This is a genomic window from Kistimonas ophiarachnellae (genome assembly GCF_057552235.1).
In genome coordinates this window covers 121931-138164 of sequence record NZ_BAAJPA010000002.1, presented here as the reverse complement: position 1 = coordinate 138164, position 16234 = coordinate 121931, and the positions used below count along the sequence as shown (strand labels likewise).

The 16234-nt window shown below is 52.8% G+C and carries 16 protein-coding genes; 7 read left to right on the top strand and 9 right to left on the bottom strand.

The features are described from left to right. Window positions 1–76: 76 nt before the first annotated feature. From AC27K1_RS02860 to AC27K1_RS02850, 3 genes are all read left to right on the top strand, one after another. A complete protein-coding gene (locus AC27K1_RS02860; RefSeq protein ID WP_487148164.1) occupies window positions 77–1738 on the top strand; it encodes a nitrite/sulfite reductase in 1662 nt (553 codons plus the stop codon). Then, on the top strand, window positions 1719–2207 hold the full coding sequence (locus AC27K1_RS02855) for a DUF934 domain-containing protein (protein WP_487148163.1): 489 nt from the start codon (window positions 1719–1721) through the stop codon (window positions 2205–2207). The genes AC27K1_RS02860 and AC27K1_RS02855 overlap by 20 nt, the downstream gene beginning before the upstream one ends. A gap of 207 nt (window positions 2208–2414) precedes the next feature. After that, on the top strand, window positions 2415–3584 hold the full coding sequence (locus tag AC27K1_RS02850; protein ID WP_487148161.1) for a cation:proton antiporter domain-containing protein: 1170 nt from the start codon (window positions 2415–2417) through the stop codon (window positions 3582–3584). 58 nt (window positions 3585–3642) lie between these two features. Here AC27K1_RS02850 and AC27K1_RS02845 read toward each other — a convergent pair whose 3' ends face one another. Then, window positions 3643–4644 (bottom strand): YhdH/YhfP family quinone oxidoreductase, encoded by a 1002-nt coding sequence (locus AC27K1_RS02845; RefSeq protein WP_487148160.1) that lies wholly within the window; start codon window positions 4642–4644, stop codon window positions 3643–3645. Between the two features lie 27 nt (window positions 4645–4671). Beyond that, entirely contained in the window at window positions 4672–5706 is a 1035-nt protein-coding gene (sohB, locus tag AC27K1_RS02840; RefSeq protein WP_487148159.1) for a protease SohB, read from the bottom strand. Between the two features lie 261 nt (window positions 5707–5967). Here sohB and AC27K1_RS02835 point away from each other — a divergent pair, with 261 nt between their 5' ends. After that, the gene (locus AC27K1_RS02835) at window positions 5968–6282 is read left to right on the top strand and encodes an SCP2 sterol-binding domain-containing protein (protein WP_395178456.1); all 315 of its coding nucleotides are present in this window, start codon (window positions 5968–5970) and stop codon (window positions 6280–6282) included. A gap of 84 nt (window positions 6283–6366) precedes the next feature. On the opposite strand, the gene AC27K1_RS02830 is transcribed toward AC27K1_RS02835, so the two are convergent. After that, entirely contained in the window at window positions 6367–7023 is a 657-nt protein-coding gene (locus tag AC27K1_RS02830; protein WP_487148157.1) for a hypothetical protein, read from the bottom strand. Between the two features lie 150 nt (window positions 7024–7173). Here AC27K1_RS02830 and AC27K1_RS02825 point away from each other — a divergent pair, with 150 nt between their 5' ends. Continuing rightward, window positions 7174–7950 carry a TSUP family transporter gene (locus AC27K1_RS02825; RefSeq protein ID WP_487148155.1) on the top strand — a complete coding sequence of 259 codons (777 nt, stop codon included), beginning with the start codon at window positions 7174–7176 and terminating at the stop codon, window positions 7948–7950. A 73-nt stretch (window positions 7951–8023) separates the two neighbouring features. Here AC27K1_RS02825 and nudC read toward each other — a convergent pair whose 3' ends face one another. From nudC to AC27K1_RS02810, 3 genes are read right to left on the bottom strand one after another with little or no spacing between them, the layout of a single operon-like run. Beyond that, window positions 8024–8893 (bottom strand): NAD(+) diphosphatase, encoded by an 870-nt coding sequence (gene nudC, locus AC27K1_RS02820; RefSeq protein WP_487148154.1) that lies wholly within the window; start codon window positions 8891–8893, stop codon window positions 8024–8026. Continuing rightward, a complete protein-coding gene (locus AC27K1_RS02815) occupies window positions 8865–10553 on the bottom strand; it encodes a FimL-related protein (protein ID WP_487148152.1) in 1689 nt (562 codons plus the stop codon). The genes nudC and AC27K1_RS02815 overlap by 29 nt, the downstream gene beginning before the upstream one ends. Window positions 10554–10579: 26 nt before the next feature. Beyond that, window positions 10580–11392: a crotonase/enoyl-CoA hydratase family protein gene (locus tag AC27K1_RS02810; RefSeq protein ID WP_487148151.1), complete on the bottom strand. Its 813-nt coding sequence runs from the start codon at window positions 11390–11392 to the stop codon at window positions 10580–10582. A gap of 213 nt (window positions 11393–11605) precedes the next feature. Between AC27K1_RS02810 and nhaB the strand changes: the two genes are divergently transcribed. Next, window positions 11606–13069, top strand: a complete 1464-nt coding sequence (gene nhaB, locus AC27K1_RS02805) for a sodium/proton antiporter NhaB (protein WP_487148150.1) — start codon at window positions 11606–11608, stop codon at window positions 13067–13069. Between the two features lie 235 nt (window positions 13070–13304). Here the strand turns inward: nhaB and dnaQ are convergent, their stop codons facing one another. The 3 genes from dnaQ to AC27K1_RS02790 are packed head-to-tail and all read right to left on the bottom strand — an operon-like array spanning window position 13305 to window position 15288. Continuing rightward, window positions 13305–14021: a DNA polymerase III subunit epsilon gene (gene dnaQ, locus AC27K1_RS02800; protein ID WP_487148491.1), complete on the bottom strand. Its 717-nt coding sequence runs from the start codon at window positions 14019–14021 to the stop codon at window positions 13305–13307. Next, window positions 14021–14488 carry a ribonuclease HI gene (gene rnhA / locus AC27K1_RS02795; RefSeq protein WP_487148149.1) on the bottom strand — a complete coding sequence of 156 codons (468 nt, stop codon included), beginning with the start codon at window positions 14486–14488 and terminating at the stop codon, window positions 14021–14023. Before rnhA ends, dnaQ begins: the two co-directional genes overlap by 1 nt. Window positions 14489–14508: 20 nt before the next feature. Further along, complete coding sequence (locus tag AC27K1_RS02790) at window positions 14509–15288, bottom strand: class I SAM-dependent methyltransferase (protein WP_487148148.1); 780 nt, start codon at window positions 15286–15288, stop codon at window positions 14509–14511. Window positions 15289–15369: 81 nt separating this feature from the next. Between AC27K1_RS02790 and gloB the strand changes: the two genes are divergently transcribed. Further along, window positions 15370–16149: a hydroxyacylglutathione hydrolase gene (gene gloB / locus AC27K1_RS02785; protein ID WP_487148146.1), complete on the top strand. Its 780-nt coding sequence runs from the start codon at window positions 15370–15372 to the stop codon at window positions 16147–16149. The last annotated feature ends 85 nt before the right edge of the window (window positions 16150–16234 follow it).

The following is a 16234-nucleotide window of genomic DNA, read 5'->3' as shown; positions in this document are numbered from 1 at the left end:
TGGTATTTTCCTCAAAATTCTTCGCCCTGATAACAACATTGCCAGACAGGATGCCTGGCCAGAAAAAAGATATCACATGTATCAATACGATCAGCATGACAAAACACTGGTTAGGGAACGGGTTCAGCAGTTTGCGAGCCAGACTCAGCGCTATCTTGACGGAGAGCTCAGTGAAGAACAGTTTTTACCACTGCGGCTGCAAAATGGCCTCTATGTCCAGCGGCATGCCCCCATGCTCAGGATTACCGTACCTTATGGGATCATCAGCGCCTCGCAACTTCGAACCATTGCGGATATCACTGAGACCTATGACAAGGGTTATGCCCACCTGACCACCCGTCAGAACATTCAGCTGAACTGGCCCGCGCTGGAACAGGTACCGGCTATTCTCTCTGAACTGGCTGATGTGGATATGCACGCCATCCAGACCAGCGGTAACTGCATAAGAAACACAACCACGGACCAGTTTGCAGGAATCGCCGAGGATGAAATCGCCGATCCCCGCCCCTGGTGCGAGATCATTCGCCAATGGTCGACCTTTCATCCTGAATTCGCGTTCCTGCCGCGTAAATTCAAAATTGCCGTTAACGGCGCCAAAGAAGATCGCGCCGCCATTAAGGCTCACGATATCGGACTGGAACTGGTTACGAATACCGAAGGAGAACTGGGCTTTCGTGTACTGGTAGGCGGCGGACTGGGCAGAACCCCCATGCTGGGCACTGAAATCACCGCCTTCTTGCCATGGCGGCATTTGTTGACCTATCTCGATGCCATACTGCGTACCTACAACCGGTTTGGCCGACGGGACAACAAGTATAAGGCTCGCATCAAGATCCTGGTCAAGGCATTGGGCATTGACGCTTTTCGCCAGAAGGTAGAGAGCGAGTGGGAGCACCTGAAGAATGGTCCCGGCACCCTGTCCGAAAAGTCGGTGGAGCAGGTGTCCCGTTACTTTGTTGACCCTGCTTACGAAGCCCTTCCCGCAGACTCTGAAAACTTCCAACAGCAACGATCTGCAGACAAGGCTTTTGATAACTGGGTTTCACGTAACGTGTCAGGCCATAAACAACCCGGCTACGCTGCTGTCACCTTATCACTCAAAAGCACCGCTTATGCCCCCGGTGATATCAGCACTGAGCAACTGCGCACGGCGGCAAATCTGTCAGAAGCCTATAGCCTCGGTGAACTCCGCATCAGCCATGAGCAAAACCTGATTCTGCCGGATGTCCGAAAAGAGACACTCTATTCGCTCTGGCAGGCATTAAAAGCCGCTGGCTTCGCCACGCCAAACCTTGGATTGCTCACGGATGTTATCTGCTGCCCCGGAGGTGATTACTGCGCCCTGGCCAATGCCAAGTCACTGCCTGTCGCGGAAGCGATTCAGCGCCGTTTCGACGACTTGGATTATCTCTACGACTTAGGCGACCTGGACCTCAATATTTCCGGCTGCATGAACGCCTGCGGGCACCATCATATCGGCAATATCGGCATTCTCGGCGTCGACAAGAAAGGGGAAGAGTATTACCAGATACAGATTGGCGGCGCCTCAGGCAACGATGCCTCGCTTGGCAGGATCATTGGCCCCTCATTCAGCCGCGACGATGTTCCGGATATCCTGGAACGCCTGCTGCAGGTCTATGTCGAAAAGCGTATAGCAGGCGAAACCTTCATTGCTACCAGTCGCCGTATTGGCCTGGAACCATTCAAGGAGCGGGCATATGCCAGGAAAGATCATTAAAAATCAGCGCGTTACTGATGATAGTTATGTGCTTGTCAAAGCAGAAGCGTACAACGCTGACTCAATCAACAGGCACTCTATCGTACCACTGCCCCTCTGGAATCAATGGACAGAAAGTGGATCGTTGAAAAATCCCCCTGCAGGCTTATGGCTGGATAGTCATGAAGCGCCCGAAGACATTGCAGGCAACATCGATCAGGCACAGGTGATTGCCATAAATTTCCCCGCCTTTACCGATGGACGCGGTTACTCCCTCGCACGCCTGTTGCGTGAGCGCTACCGTTTCGAGGGGGAACTCAGGGCGATTGGAGACATTCACCGGGACCAACTCTACTTCCTTTCCCGCTGCGGATTCGACAGTTTCTCTCTGGTCAATACGGAAACTCAGGAAAACGCTATTGAAAGCCTGAGTGATTTCAGCGTCGCCTATCAGCATGCGGCCGATACCCAAACGCCTGTCATCCGATAAGCCGATACCCGGTACGTATTCATATGCGCCCCGGGTATCTCTATGAAAATTCAAACTTTTTTCAGTATTTCGCTTTATATCTTGGCAAAAACACCGATTAAATAGCTATACGGGACCTCAGGAGATCAGCTCGGAGTCAGCGCTACAGCCTGTACCGGACAGGCACCGGGCGTTTATACTCTCGACAAAAAGAACGCAGACATGGACATGGATTCGGGTTCTCTGGTCTTTTCATTTTTTCTCATCTTTACGGGTGCGGCCGCACTGTCCACGGTCATTCTTTATACCCGTCAACCCCTGATTGTCGGTTACATTTTGCTGGGCGCCATTCTCGGCCCTTACGGTGTGGAGATGATCTCTGACACCAAACTGCTCAACGATATTTCCCACGCCGGCATCATTTTCCTGCTTTTCCTGCTCGGACTGGATATGCAGCCGACACACCTCATTCATATGCTGCGCAAAACCGCCATTGTCGGCGTGATGACCTCACTGGTCTTTGCAGCGGCAGGCTACACCTGCGCCCTGGCATTTGGTTTTTCCCAGCTGGAAAGCCTGATTATTGGCGCCACCATGACCTTTTCCAGCACCATCATCGGCATCAAGCTGCTGCCTACAACAGTGCTGCACCATAAACACACAGGAGAGTTATTGATAAGCCTGCTGCTGTTGCAGGACTTACTGGCCATACTGCTGCTGTTGCTGCTTCAAAATGGCGACAATATCAGTGAGGGTTACGCCACCCTGTTCATACCTTTGGGAATATTGCCACTGCTGGTGATTGGGAGCTTTCTCAGCGTTAAATTCATCATCCTGCCATTGATGGCACGTTTTGACCGCTACCATGAATACCTTTTTTTGCTGACGATCGGCTGGTGCCTGGGCATGGCGGAACTGGCCCAGGCCATTGGCCTGTCCGCTGAAATAGGCGCATTCATTGCCGGCATCAGCATGGCCACCAGCCCGATTTCCCAATATATCGCCATCAACCTGAAGCCACTGCGTGATTTCTTCCTGATTCTCTTTTTCTTCTCAACCGGCGCCAGCTTTGACCTTTCCCTGCTGGATGATGTCTTTATGCCAATGCTGGCACTTTCAGCCATTTGCCTGCTGATGAAACCGCCCGTCTTCCGCTATTTTCTGCGGAAAGTCAGCGAAAAGCGCAGTACGGCCTGGGAAGTGGGCGCCCGACTGGGCCAGAACAGTGAATTTTCCATTCTGATTGCCAGCGTCGCCTCAAGCCATGCCATTATTGACAGCATTGCCTCGCACACCATCCAGGCAACCGCGATCCTTACCCTGCTGATCTCGTCTTATATCGTTGTCTTTACTTACGAATCCCCGATTGCCATCTCCGACAAACTGCGCCGGGATTAAGACCCGTACCACAATAAAAAAGGCCGGGAAAACCGGCCTTTTCTTTTTCATCGATCGCTTAGATGTCCTGCAAATTAACCACGACCCGGCCAACCTGCTTACCCTTGAAAATGCTCTCTATGTATTCCGGCAGCTCTGCCAGGCACACTTCAGTGGTCATTTTCTCCAGGTTATCGGGCTGCCATTGTCCCGCCAGCAAGTGCCAGATGGCCTCTTTTTTCTCGCGGGGAAGCTCGACAGAGTCCACGCCCAGAAGATTCACGCCACGGAGGATAAAGGGAAACACGGTAGCCTGGAAACTGGGCGAAGACACCAATCCGCAGCAGGCGACACTGCCACCGTATTTCAACGACTTGATGATATTGAACAGAATATCACCGCCCACGGTATCAATGGCGCCAGCCCATGATTCCGACAGCAGCGGACGCTCTGATCCATCCGCAATCGTTTCCCGGTCAATCACCTTGCTGGCACCGAGCTCGGTGAGATAATCAGCCCGCTCCAGCTTACCGGTGCTGGCCGCAACAGAGAAACCCAGCCTGGCCAGGATGGCCACACTCAAACTGCCAACACCACCGGTCGCACCGCTGACGAAGACGTCTCCCTGGTCAGGCGCCAGCCCCATCTGTAACAACTTTTCAACGCACAGGGCCGCCGTCAGGCCTGCCGTACCGAAGACCATACTGTCACGAAGAGACAATGGCTCCGGACAGGGAATCACCCAGTTACCCGGCACCCGGATATAACCGCCAAAGCCTCCGGGCGTATTCATACCAAGGTCATAACCCGTAACAATGACCCGGTCACCCGGCTGGAAACGACTGTCGCGGGACTGCTCGACAATACCTGCCGCATCAATACCCGGTGTATGGGGATACTGGCGGGTCACCGCCTTGTTCCCTTTCGCCGACAGGGCATCCTTGAAGTTCAGGGAAGAATACTGCACCTGAACCAGCACATCCCCTCCGGGCAAGGCATCAACATCGCGATCAATAAGCGACAGGGAATAGACGCTTTCATTCGCTTTCTTGTCAACCCACAGGGCCTTGAATGTTGTCATTGCACATCTACCTACAAAAATTCGGCGCTATGAAAAAAAACGGCTGGCAGTCAGACGATCCCACCAGGAAAGCGCGGTTTGTTCCAGGGCCTGCTGCGCACTGAAGCCCAACTTTTCCGGCAGGGATTTTTTCTGGCTCCAGGTGACCTGGTAAACCTGGGTGCCTGCATTAACCGCATCGCAGATATATTCATCACTGGTCTTCAGCTCATCGACCAGCTGTCGGTCCAGCGCCCGTTTGCCGTACCAGATCTCACCGGTGGCGGCTTCTTCTATATTGACAACCGGCCGCTGCTCAACGACATATTCCTTGAACAGCACATGAGTATCCTCCAGATCCTGAATAAATTTGGAGCGTCCCTTTTCCGTGTTCTCTCCCATCACAGTGAGAGTACGTTTGAATTCACCGGCCGTATGCAGCTCAACATCAACGTTGTGCTTTTTCAGCAGCCTATGGATATTTGGCAGCTGAGCCATAACACCAATAGAACCCAGCACAGCAAAAGGAGCCGCCAACAGGCGGTCCGCCAGACAGGCCATCATGTAGCCCCCGCTGGCAGCTACTTTATCAACCGCAATCGTGAGAGGAATCCCCTGCTGCTTGATGCGCTGCAGCTGAGAGGAAGCCAATCCATAGGCATGCACCATCCCGCCCGTACTTTCCAGCCTGACCAGCACTTCATCTTCCTGGCGGGCAAGACTCAGCACAGCGGTAATTTCCTGACGAAAGTGTGTAACGGCAGAGGCACGGATGTCGCCATGGAAATCCAGTACATACAACCGCTTTCCAGGCGTTTCAACCGCCTGCTTCTTGCGCGCCTTTTCCTCTTTTTTCAGTAACTTATGCTGTTGTTTTAACACCTGCTTATCAAGAACAGCCTCTTCGAGGGCGGTTTTCATGTCCTTGATATCATCATTGAGATGACGAATATCCAGGTGCCCTTTTCCCTCTTTTCGTCCTTTCTGTCCCAGGGACGCAACTGCACTGATAATCAACAGAATACTGCCTACCAGAATGACCGCCTTGGCCAGAAACAATCCAAGTTCTGCAAGAAACTCCAATGCATCTCTCCTGAGTCAATAAAGTGATCACACCGATAAAGTGCCAATAGGATAAACCATAGCCCCGCGCTATCGAAATGCTTTTGACATGCCATACTGCAAACACCACCAACCCGCCGTGTTATTCACCTATACAGGATTCAAACAAGTGTATGATTTTTTATTGACACCCTCGGTGAATACCAATAACCTCATCGCAGCCTATTATGTTGGGTTACTCTTTTTTACGCACCACAGCACAAAGCAATAAGGGACATGACAATGGCCACTATCACTGAAGTATTCGAGCAGATGAAAGACAAGTTCAATTCCGATGCCGCGGCCGGTCTTGACCTCGTATTCCAGTTTGACATTGAAGATGGCGACACCTATCACCTGCTGATCAAGGACGGTGGTCTTGAGATTGTCGAAGGTGCCAACGACGATCCTAACGTCACCCTGATCATGGATACCGAAACCATGATCGGTATCATGACCGGTGAAGTGGACGGCATGCAGGCCTTCATGATGGGCAAACTGCGTGCAGAAGGCGACATGATGCTGGCAACCAAGCTGAGCGAACTGTTCCCTAACTAAGCATCACCGTTCAACAAGGTAACCTGAAGCCAGGTTACCTTGTTGTCACTAACAGAGCCTTCCCGGAAAGATCTTTCCTCCAGCCTATTTAAGCTTTTCAGTCATAACCCTGGCGGCGTCATTTACAGGTTCAACCCTGACACCATCCGCAGAAAGCAACACATTAAAAATGACACCATCAACCATCGGCATATAGGTTGTCAGTTTTTCCTGTACCTGTAATGCGCTGATCCGATCCTGGAACCAGAACAGGACTGGCCAGCTGTCGATGCCCCGGTAAGGTTGATGAAGCGATATTCGCTGACTCCCCTGTTCCTGTTCCTGCTCAAGCGTTAAGTATCGGCTCTGAATAGCCTGCAACCGGTAAATCGGCTTAACCGGCAGCCCATCAGCCATGCCCGATGCCACACTGACCACAGTAAACTCTGCCCGCCACAGATCGCCATGGACAGGCACCGTCAACTTCGTGGATTTTCCGCCAGTCAACGTCATCTCGTATTGCTGTGGCGCCGTTTCGGTAAAGCTGACAGTGGCAACAACCGTCTCATTCTGTAATGTGTGGTAATGCCACAGATCCCAGCCAACCATCAGGATTCCGGCACTGGCTGACAACAGTAACAACCCCAGGGACCCTTTCAGCCACCCTTTCAGCCATCGCATATCAATCAACAGACGCCCTGCCAGCCCGAGCAGAACCAGCGCCAATAAGACTACGATCAATGTCATCACGGCAATGACCATGGTATTGTCTATCCCCGTTCACGTTTTCTGAAATTTCAGCCCACCTTATCAGGTGCTACCTGTCAATCACCGGATTGTCCACCACAATGACAGGGGCTTCGGCAAAATATTGGCATCCTGTTTAGGCACTTAATCTACCCTGAGATCACCATGCTAGAACTTTCAATGGACCCGGGACTCTTCGCCGTCTTATCCATGGTCGCTTTTCTTGCCGGTTTTGTGGATGCCATCGCCGGCGGTGGAGGACTCCTCATGATCCCGGCACTGCTATCTGCCGGCATCCCTCCCCATATCAGCCTGGGCACCAATAAATTATCCGCCAGTTTTGGCAGTTTTATGGCCTCTCTCACCTTTTACAGAAAAGGTATTTTCCGCCCCCGATTCTGGATCCTGGCAGCATGTGCCACAGCCATCGGCGCAGCCATCGGCACCTTCAGCGTGGATCTTGTCTCTACGGACTGGCTCAACCGGTTGCTGCCGCTAGCCGTTTTTGCCAACGGCGTTTACATGCTACTGCATAAATCCGACAAAAAAGAGGATGCGGTCGAAAAACCCCATGTTCAACCCAACCGTATCATACAGTCATTGCAGGGGCTGTTTATTGGCTTCTACGACGGATTTGCCGGGCCGGGCACCGGCTCTTTCTGGGCCGTCAGCAATATGAGCTTCCATGGTTTGAACCTGCTACTGGCCTCCGGTGCCGCACGGGCAATGAACTTCATCAGCAACATTATTTCTCTGCTGACCTTTGCCTTGCTGGGCCACGTCAACTGGATGCTGGGCATCGGGTTAGGCATCTCATTGATGGCAGGCTCCCTGCTGGGCGCTCATTCCGCCGTTCGATTGGGCAGCCGCTTTATCAAACCTGTTTTTATTCTTGTGGTGATAGCGATCTCAATCCATCTGGTCATCAAACACTGGTTCTAACCCATCTTGTTATTGCCCAGTTAACAGACAATCAAACCGTGAGCGGAGAGCCAGTCTCTCCATTCCGCCGTTGCTACTCAATACCCTTTTTGCTGGCAATATGACGTTCAATCAGCTGCCTGGAAAGCGTGAATACAGGAGGCAACTCAGGCAACTGATCAATATGAAACCAGCCACCATCCTCTAATTCATCCCTGTCCAGCACCAGGTCACCCGCTTCGTACTCAGCGTGATACCCAAGCATCAGGTTATGGGCAAAAGGCCAGGGCTGGCTGCTGATATAACGGAGATTCTTCACCTTGACGCCAGACTCTTCATAGACCTCCCGCTTCAGTGCCTGCTCAACGGTTTCCCCTGGTTCTACAAATCCAGCCAACAGTGTAAACATGCCCGGTTTATGACGCGGGGAGCGCGCGAGCAACACCTCATCCCCTTTGCTGATGAGCACGATAACGCAGGGAGAAACCGGCGGATAAACATGTGACTGACACCCCGCACAAGCCTTGTAACGCTCCTGCGGAATGGCTTTCAGCCCCCCTCCGCAGGTTGAACAGAATTGTGTCTTTCGCCCCCAGTTTAATAATGATGCCGCCATTGCTAATGGCTCATTATCCGTCTCAGCCACCTGACCCATTGCACTGCGAAGGTTTTCACGGACAATTTCAGGTGACGCATCAGCCAGCTCTAATGCATGATAAACCGCTTGAGAATCACGCCCCAAAACAAAATGCTGCTCAACGGTTTCATCTGAAAAGCGATGGGGTAAACCGTCAGCATCACATGGCCAGTACATTGAGCCTTGCTCATTGAGTAATAACGCTCTTCCAGCAAACACAATGGCATAAGAAGGCAGGCTATGATGTAAATTCAGCTTGCGCCGATCCAGACATTCCAGACTATTACGGGAGGCTAATTCAGGCTGCAACGTGACACCCCAGTTCATCAAGACCGTTTTCTGCCAGCTTCAGTGCATCTACCGACGTTGCCGCCGGGATATCAAGGGATTCCAGGTAAAACTCCAGACTGGAAAGCACATCCGCAAACACTTCCATGACCCGATCTGACGGGATGGATTCCTGTTCCATAATATGCTCCCGAATAAACTGCGAACAATACTGAAGAATGCCCGAACAACGATCCTCACCCAGGAAATAGAGCCCACCGGCAATCGCGGTCAGCGAACGCGGCAAACTCTCCAGATGGATCTTGTCGTAATCTGACTCAAGATAGGCTGTCACTGAACGCTTGGCGAGCGTAATACCTGCAACAGCTTCAGACTGTACGACGGTACTGGCTTCCTGAAGGTGTCTTTCGGTGACATGCTGATCAGAAAGGTTCCGCCCTGAATCCACTGGCTCAATGGGTAGCCTGCCAACACTGGAATTCAACGCACTGACCATGGTTTCGACATACAATACCGCCTCAGCAACAGACTCCAACTCCCCTGAAGCGCCAACAGTCCCGATTTCATGCCACTTCCGAACCAGCGGCTGTTGCCGTTGCAGTGTATTGGCCGCTGAATGCAACCCCGTCATCGACAGGGTTTTACTCAGGCGGGCGATATTGTGCTGCAAATCACCAAAGTCCGGATCCTGCCCCGCGCCGCGTTCGAGCAGGTCCAGGGTATCCTTGACCGACGCCAGTTCCTCGCCCAATGCCTCAGACAGTGACTGAAACACGCCATTATCCGGCCCGGACATAACCTGACGCGCATTATTCAGCGAGGCGTCATTGAACGGAAGCGCAGTCAGCCTGTAACGCTTACGCACCCCCAAAGCCAGGTCACCACGGCTATCTGCCAGCGCCAGCAAATACAGTAACTCCTTCTGATGTAACCGCGGAATATCAAGGACATGCTGACCGGCATGCAGCTGCAGCCGCCGTATCTGCTGATCGAGGCGGGAAAAGAGAATCCTGCGATTCGGCGTCAGCGCCATCTCAACATCAGCGATGGCTTCGAGGCAGGCGGCTGCGACCAGAAATAGTTCAGAAACGGCTTCTTCCTGCGATAACCGGTGAAGATGCAACATACTGCGCTGCATCAGCTTGACGCCTGCATACGGCTTATCCTGAGACAGCATGCCCACCAGCCCTACCTGATACATCTGCCTCAAACGGCGCAGGGGTGAAGCGCTGCATTCAAGCGGTTTTACAAGCGATTCAGCGTTTTCAGGCTTTACATCGAGCCGAACAGAAAAAAACCAGCTTTCCGGTAATGCGGCTTCTCCGCGAGCTTTCCTGACCCGGTTGATTTCTGGCAGTAGCAGTTCCGGCAGCTCATCGCGCCGGGTCACGACGTAATCCAGGTAGCGCTCCAGGATAAACAGTCCGCGCCCCAGGCTATCCAGGCGTTCATCAGTTACGGTGATGCTGCCAGGTGTCAGCGTCAACGCAAGCTCCGTCAGTTCTGTCACCAGGAGCTCTGCACCATTGAGTTCAATCAGTGTCAGAATACCGCCGATCTGTTGAAGGTCATCAATACACGCCTGTAACGATGCGCCCTGGTCAGCGGATTCAGCGAAATGCTCAAGCGATTGAACCGCGTGCCGAAATGTAGCATCCAGTTCGTCACGCAACGGATGCAGTGCGTTGACTCCCGCCATGGCCTTACTCCTTGTCGCCGTATGCCTCAATCATCAAAGACAGGGGATTGTTTGGTCATCTGCGCCATGATGGCCTTTTTGAGATCATCGGATTGCAGCATGGCGGCATTCCAGGAGGCCACGTAATTCAACCCTTCCTCAACCGAGTGATCACGGGTGTAAATCAGCATTTCCTTGGTGCCCTGCACAGCAATGGGCGATTTGGCCGCGATCAGTTGGGCTTTCTCCAGCACTGCATCCACCAGGCTGCCATGATCGGAATACACTGCATTCACAAGTCCCGCCCTGCGGGCTTCATCGCTGTCCATGACCCGGCCGGTATAAGCCAGTTCACGCATCAGGCCATCACCGATGACATAGGGAAGACGTTGCAAGGTTCCGACATCCGCCGCCATACCAATATCCACTTCCTTGATACAGAAGCGGGCATCTTCCGTGCAGTAGCGCATATCGCAAGCTGCGACCAGATCAATACCACCGCCATAACAGCACCCCTGTATGGCCGCCAGCACCGGTTTGCTGCAGCGTTCAATCGCACTCAATGCATTTTGAAGTTCAATGATTTTTTGACGCAACAGGCGCGCATTACGTCCGACCTCCTTGCCCAGCGAGGCTCCCAGGCCCGCCATCATGGCAAGATCAATCCCTGAACAGAAATGCTTGCCATTCGCGCTGAAGACGACGGCACGGACAGAGGGCTCAGTGTCTGCCCAGGCAAAAATCGCATTAATTTCCCGCCAGACATCTTCACTCATGGCGTTCGCCTTGTCTGGCCGGTTCAGCCTGACATGGGCCACCTTATCAATCTGTTCCACCTCGAAGGTTTTATAATCGGACATCCTGCATCTCCCGTTTTTTCTGGGTCGGGTGGGAAGAACGCGCCCACTATATCAAGGCTTTCCCTACCGTAACAGGGTGGCGCGGGTATTCAGTTAATGGCCTCACACTTTCCGGCTATCCGTCAAAAACAGGCATTCCCATATTGAACAATCAAAAGGACGTGCCAAGCTCAAGCACTCCTATTCCACTGATATCACGGAAAAACCATACTTATGACTGCTGCAGTATGGCCCGGCCTTGGGCATCGTTTTCTTGGTGATAGTCCCGTCTGGTATAAAAAAACCCTCGTCCTTTTCCTTGTGATCAACCCCTTCGTTCACCTTATCGCTGGCGGACAGATGTGTGCCTGGCTGATACTGGGCGAATTCATCTTCACCCTGGCCATGGCCCTGGAGGCCTTCCCCCTGCAACCCGGCGGTTTGTTGTTGATTGAGGCACTGGTACTTGGTCTGGCCACACCCGACAATCTCTACCGTGAGGTTCTGAACAATTTGCCGGTGTTGCTATTGCTGATTTTCATGGTCACGGCAATCCATTTCCTGCGAGACCTGTTGATGGTGGTTTTCAGCAAAATCCTGACAGGCACTCGCAGCCAGGCTATGCTGGCACTCGCGTTCACAACCTCTGCCGCCGTTCTATCCGCCTTTCTTGATGCACTGACGGTTACCGCCGTGGTGATTACTGTTGCAACCGGCTTTCATGGCCTGATCAATCGCGCCAAACAGATAGACAACATCAGCGATTCCGATTTCCAACAGTTCCGGGCGTTTTTATGCGGGTTGATGATGCATAGTGCGGTCGGCACAGCATTAGGCGGCGTTTTCACACTGATCGGGGAGCCCCAGAATCTGCTGATAGGCGAAAAGATGGACTGGGATTTCATCACGTTCCTGGTCAAGATTGCACCGGTCTCCCTGCCCGTTTTTGTATTGGGGCTGGCCACCTGCCTTTTTCTGGAGCGCTATGCCCGATTCGGTTACGGCATAAAAATGCCCACTTCCGTAAGAACCTGTCTTCACAGTGTCTCCCTGGAAGAACTGACCGGAAGCCGTGACACCGATAAACTCACCCTGTCCATACAGGCACTGTCGGCCGTTCTATTGATTATCGCGCTGGCATTGCACGTGGCAGAAATTGGCCTCATCGGTTTGATGATCATTGTCTTAACCACCTCACTCAACGGCAATAACCGGGAGGAACAGCTGGCCGAGGCATTTCGAGACGGCATGCCCTTCACTGCTCTTTTGGTGGTTTTTTTCGGGATAGTGGCGATGCTGCACGAACAACACCTGTTCAGTCCACTGATTGCCTGGGTTCACAGCCTGCCTGAAGAACTACAGACCAGTATGATGTTTGCCGCCAATGGCATTTTGTCGTCCATCAGCGACAACGTTTTTGTCGCAACCATTTACATTGAGGAAACCCGCGCCGCCTTTGATAATGGCCTGCTGACACGAGAGATGTTTGAGAAACTGGCCATTGCGATCAATGCCGGTACCAATCTGCCAAGCGTTGCCACACCCAATGGGCAGGCTGCCTTCCTGTTTCTGCTGACATCTCCGCTTGCACCGCTGATTGGCTTGTCTTACAGCCGCATGGTATGGATGGCTTTGCCCTATACGATTGTTCTCACCATTTCAGGCCTTGCCTGCACAACCTGGCTACTGACGCCATAAGCAAACCCGGCAGTGGCAATTTTCCACTTGCCACTGCCAATTAACCTCATATGCCTACATTAATGAACCGCTCAAGCATGGTTTTTCATTCAGAGAGCGTCACAAGAGGAGAAGTTTTTCGGGCTTTAACGATTGGCTAATCCTTTAGCCAGATATCCATACTTTTTTGCCCAAGGGTCATGATCACCAAGGGCTTGATTGAAATATCAGTGCGACCCAGGTGCCAACCGTTGTATTACTGGACTGTTTGCCAGAGACAGTTTCCACCGCTGTTTTTGCTGATTTCAGCCAGTTTTTCCTCATGAAGACGGAGTTCGTCGTCGGTTGCCATGACGACAGGCAAAGAGGGGCGATCCATCGCCAGACGCCGGATTGTCGAATCATCCCCTTCTTCTTCCGAATCCGACAGGGCGCCAAGCGACAGGCTGGTTTGGCCGCCCGTCATGTAAAGGTAAACATCAGCCAGAATTTCAGCATCCAGCAGAGCGCCGTGCAGCGTTCGGGAAGAGTTATCTACGCCATACCGCTTGCACAACGCATCCAGGCTGTTTTTCTGCCCCGGGTGTTTCTTGCGGGCATACACCAGGCTGTCGGTGATCTTGCAATAGGTTTCGATCTGCCCCGGCGACGGCTTGAGCATCCCGAATTCATGGTTGATAAAGCCCACATCGAACGGGGCATTATGGATAACCAGCTCTGCACCTTTTACAAAGGCCAGGAATTCCTCGGCAATCTGATGAAAACGGGGTTTGTCGGCCAGGAATTCGTTGGTGATACCGTGTACCTCCATCGCACCCGCATCCACTTCCCGGTCGGGATTGATGTAGACGTGGTAATGGTTACCGGTTAACTTTCGGCCAACGACTTCCACACAGCCAATTTCGATGATCCGGTGTCCCTGCGAAGGTTCCAGACCGGTGGTTTCCGTATCAAGCACGACCAGTCTTGACATCATTTATCTCCTGCTTTCGGAATGCCGCGACGTGCCAGCTCATCGGCAATCTCATTTTCTCTGTGGCCACTGTGCCCCTTGATCCAGCACCACTCCACCTGGTGACGGGCGGCCTCACTGTCCAGACGCTGCCATAAATCCACATTCTTGACGGGCTGCTTGGAGGCAGTACGCCAATTGTTACGTTTCCAACCCTTCATCCACTCCGTGATCCCCTTCCGGACATATTGGGAATCCGTGGTCAGCCGAACCTGACAGGGGCGCTTCAAGGCAGCTAACCCCTCAATGGCAGCCATGAGTTCCATACGATTATTGGTGGTTTGGGTTTCACCACCGTAAAGCGTCTTTTCTGTGTCACCATAGCGCAACAAAACGCCCCAGCCGCCCGGACCGGGATTGCCGCTACAGGCGCCATCAGTGAATATTTCAACCACCTTTGCTGAACGATTATCTGAAGCGTCAGACACTCTTGGTAAACTCCCTCGTGTTACGTTGCATCCCGGGATGCGGTATTTCGGGCATAAGACGCCCCCAGCAGGCGCTTTCGCGACGCCTGCCAGCGTGAATGATAGCGGGTCATGCCCGCCCGGTCCTTTGTGGCCACCAGCATATAAAATCCGCCGGTTGGCAGCTTCCTGAGACCCGCATGGCTCTGCAGCCAGGACTGATGGCTGGGCTTGAGATGGGAGCAAAATGGATAAAGATGACCGCCATAGTGCAGATGGCAGCGACTGAAATTCAGCAGTGTCAGCCAGTCTTCGATACGCCGATGATGGAAATAACGCGCACGTCGCATAATGCTGTTAGCACCCATACCGAACAGGCGGTATATCCCCCAAAGACTGAAGGGATTAAATCCCACAACCACCAGCTTGCCGCCCGGCACAATAGTTCGACAGGCTTCACGAAGCACCCGGTGAGGCTTTTCTGAAAACTCCAGGGCATGGTGTAACAGCACCAGGTCCATGCTCCTTGGCTGTATCGGCCACTCGTTCACGTCAAATCGAATCACTGACTCGGAAGGTGCTTCAACCAGCGGTGTCAGCATCGTCCCGTGTACGACCTGACTGTAGTCAAGCAGTTTACTGTCAGGGCAGATACCCAGCATCGCTGCATGATGGCCAAAAATACGCGGCAACATGGCCTGCAGCATGCGTTCTTCAGATGCCAGGAGGTAGCTTCCCCTTCCCGTGGCCAGCCATTCCCTCGCCAGAGGCAGCTGGTCGGCAAATGTTCCGGTCTTTTTTGACGAACTATGTCCGAACATTCGGTATCCGTTACTATTGGAAGTCAACCGGCAAACCGATAGGATGCCAGTAATCCCGGTTTCAGAGTACACCAGACGCCCATGATCAACGTAACCGGCCTGCCGGCCTTCAATGACAATTATATTTGGCTGCTGACTGATCCAGACAGCAACCTCTGCCATGTCGTTGATCCAGGTGATGGTGACATCGTACTCAAAGCCTGCCGCGACAACAATCTGGAACTGGCGGGAATACTGATCACCCATCATCATGGTGACCACACCGGTGGCATACGGACGCTGCTCAAGCACCACGATGTCCCCGTTTACGGTCCGGCCAGTGAAAACATACCGGGCCTGACCCATCCCCTGCATGAGAACGATACGCTGTTGCTCCATAGCTGTATATTCCGGGTTATCGAAACGCCGGGGCATACAGCCGGCCATATTGCGTATTACGGCGAACCTGAACAGCAGGCACCGATTCTGTTTTGCGGCGACACACTCTTTGCCGGCGGCTGTGGGCGGCTCTTTGAAGGTACTGCCGAACAAATGCTGGCGTCACTGACCAAGCTGTCAGCACTACCAGACGCCACCCTGGTTTACTGCGCCCATGAATACACACTGGCGAATCTTCGTTTTGCTCAAGCGGTTGAAGCTGGCAACGCAGAACTCCAGCAACGCCTGAGAGCAACAGAAGCACTGCGACAACAAGGTGAACCCTCAGTGCCATCAGATATGGCCACAGAACGGGCGACCAACCCTTTCCTTCGTGCCGATCAGGCAACCGTCAAAGCCGCTGCGGAGCAGTTTTCAGGCCGACCCATGACAAACGATACGGACACTTTTGCAGCAATACGTCGCTGGAAAGACAGTTTCTGATTACCAGGGATATACTGTTATGAGAAACTACAGTCATTCTCTGGTGCGCGTCGACCAATCCCAGCGCCCCTATTGACGCACAACA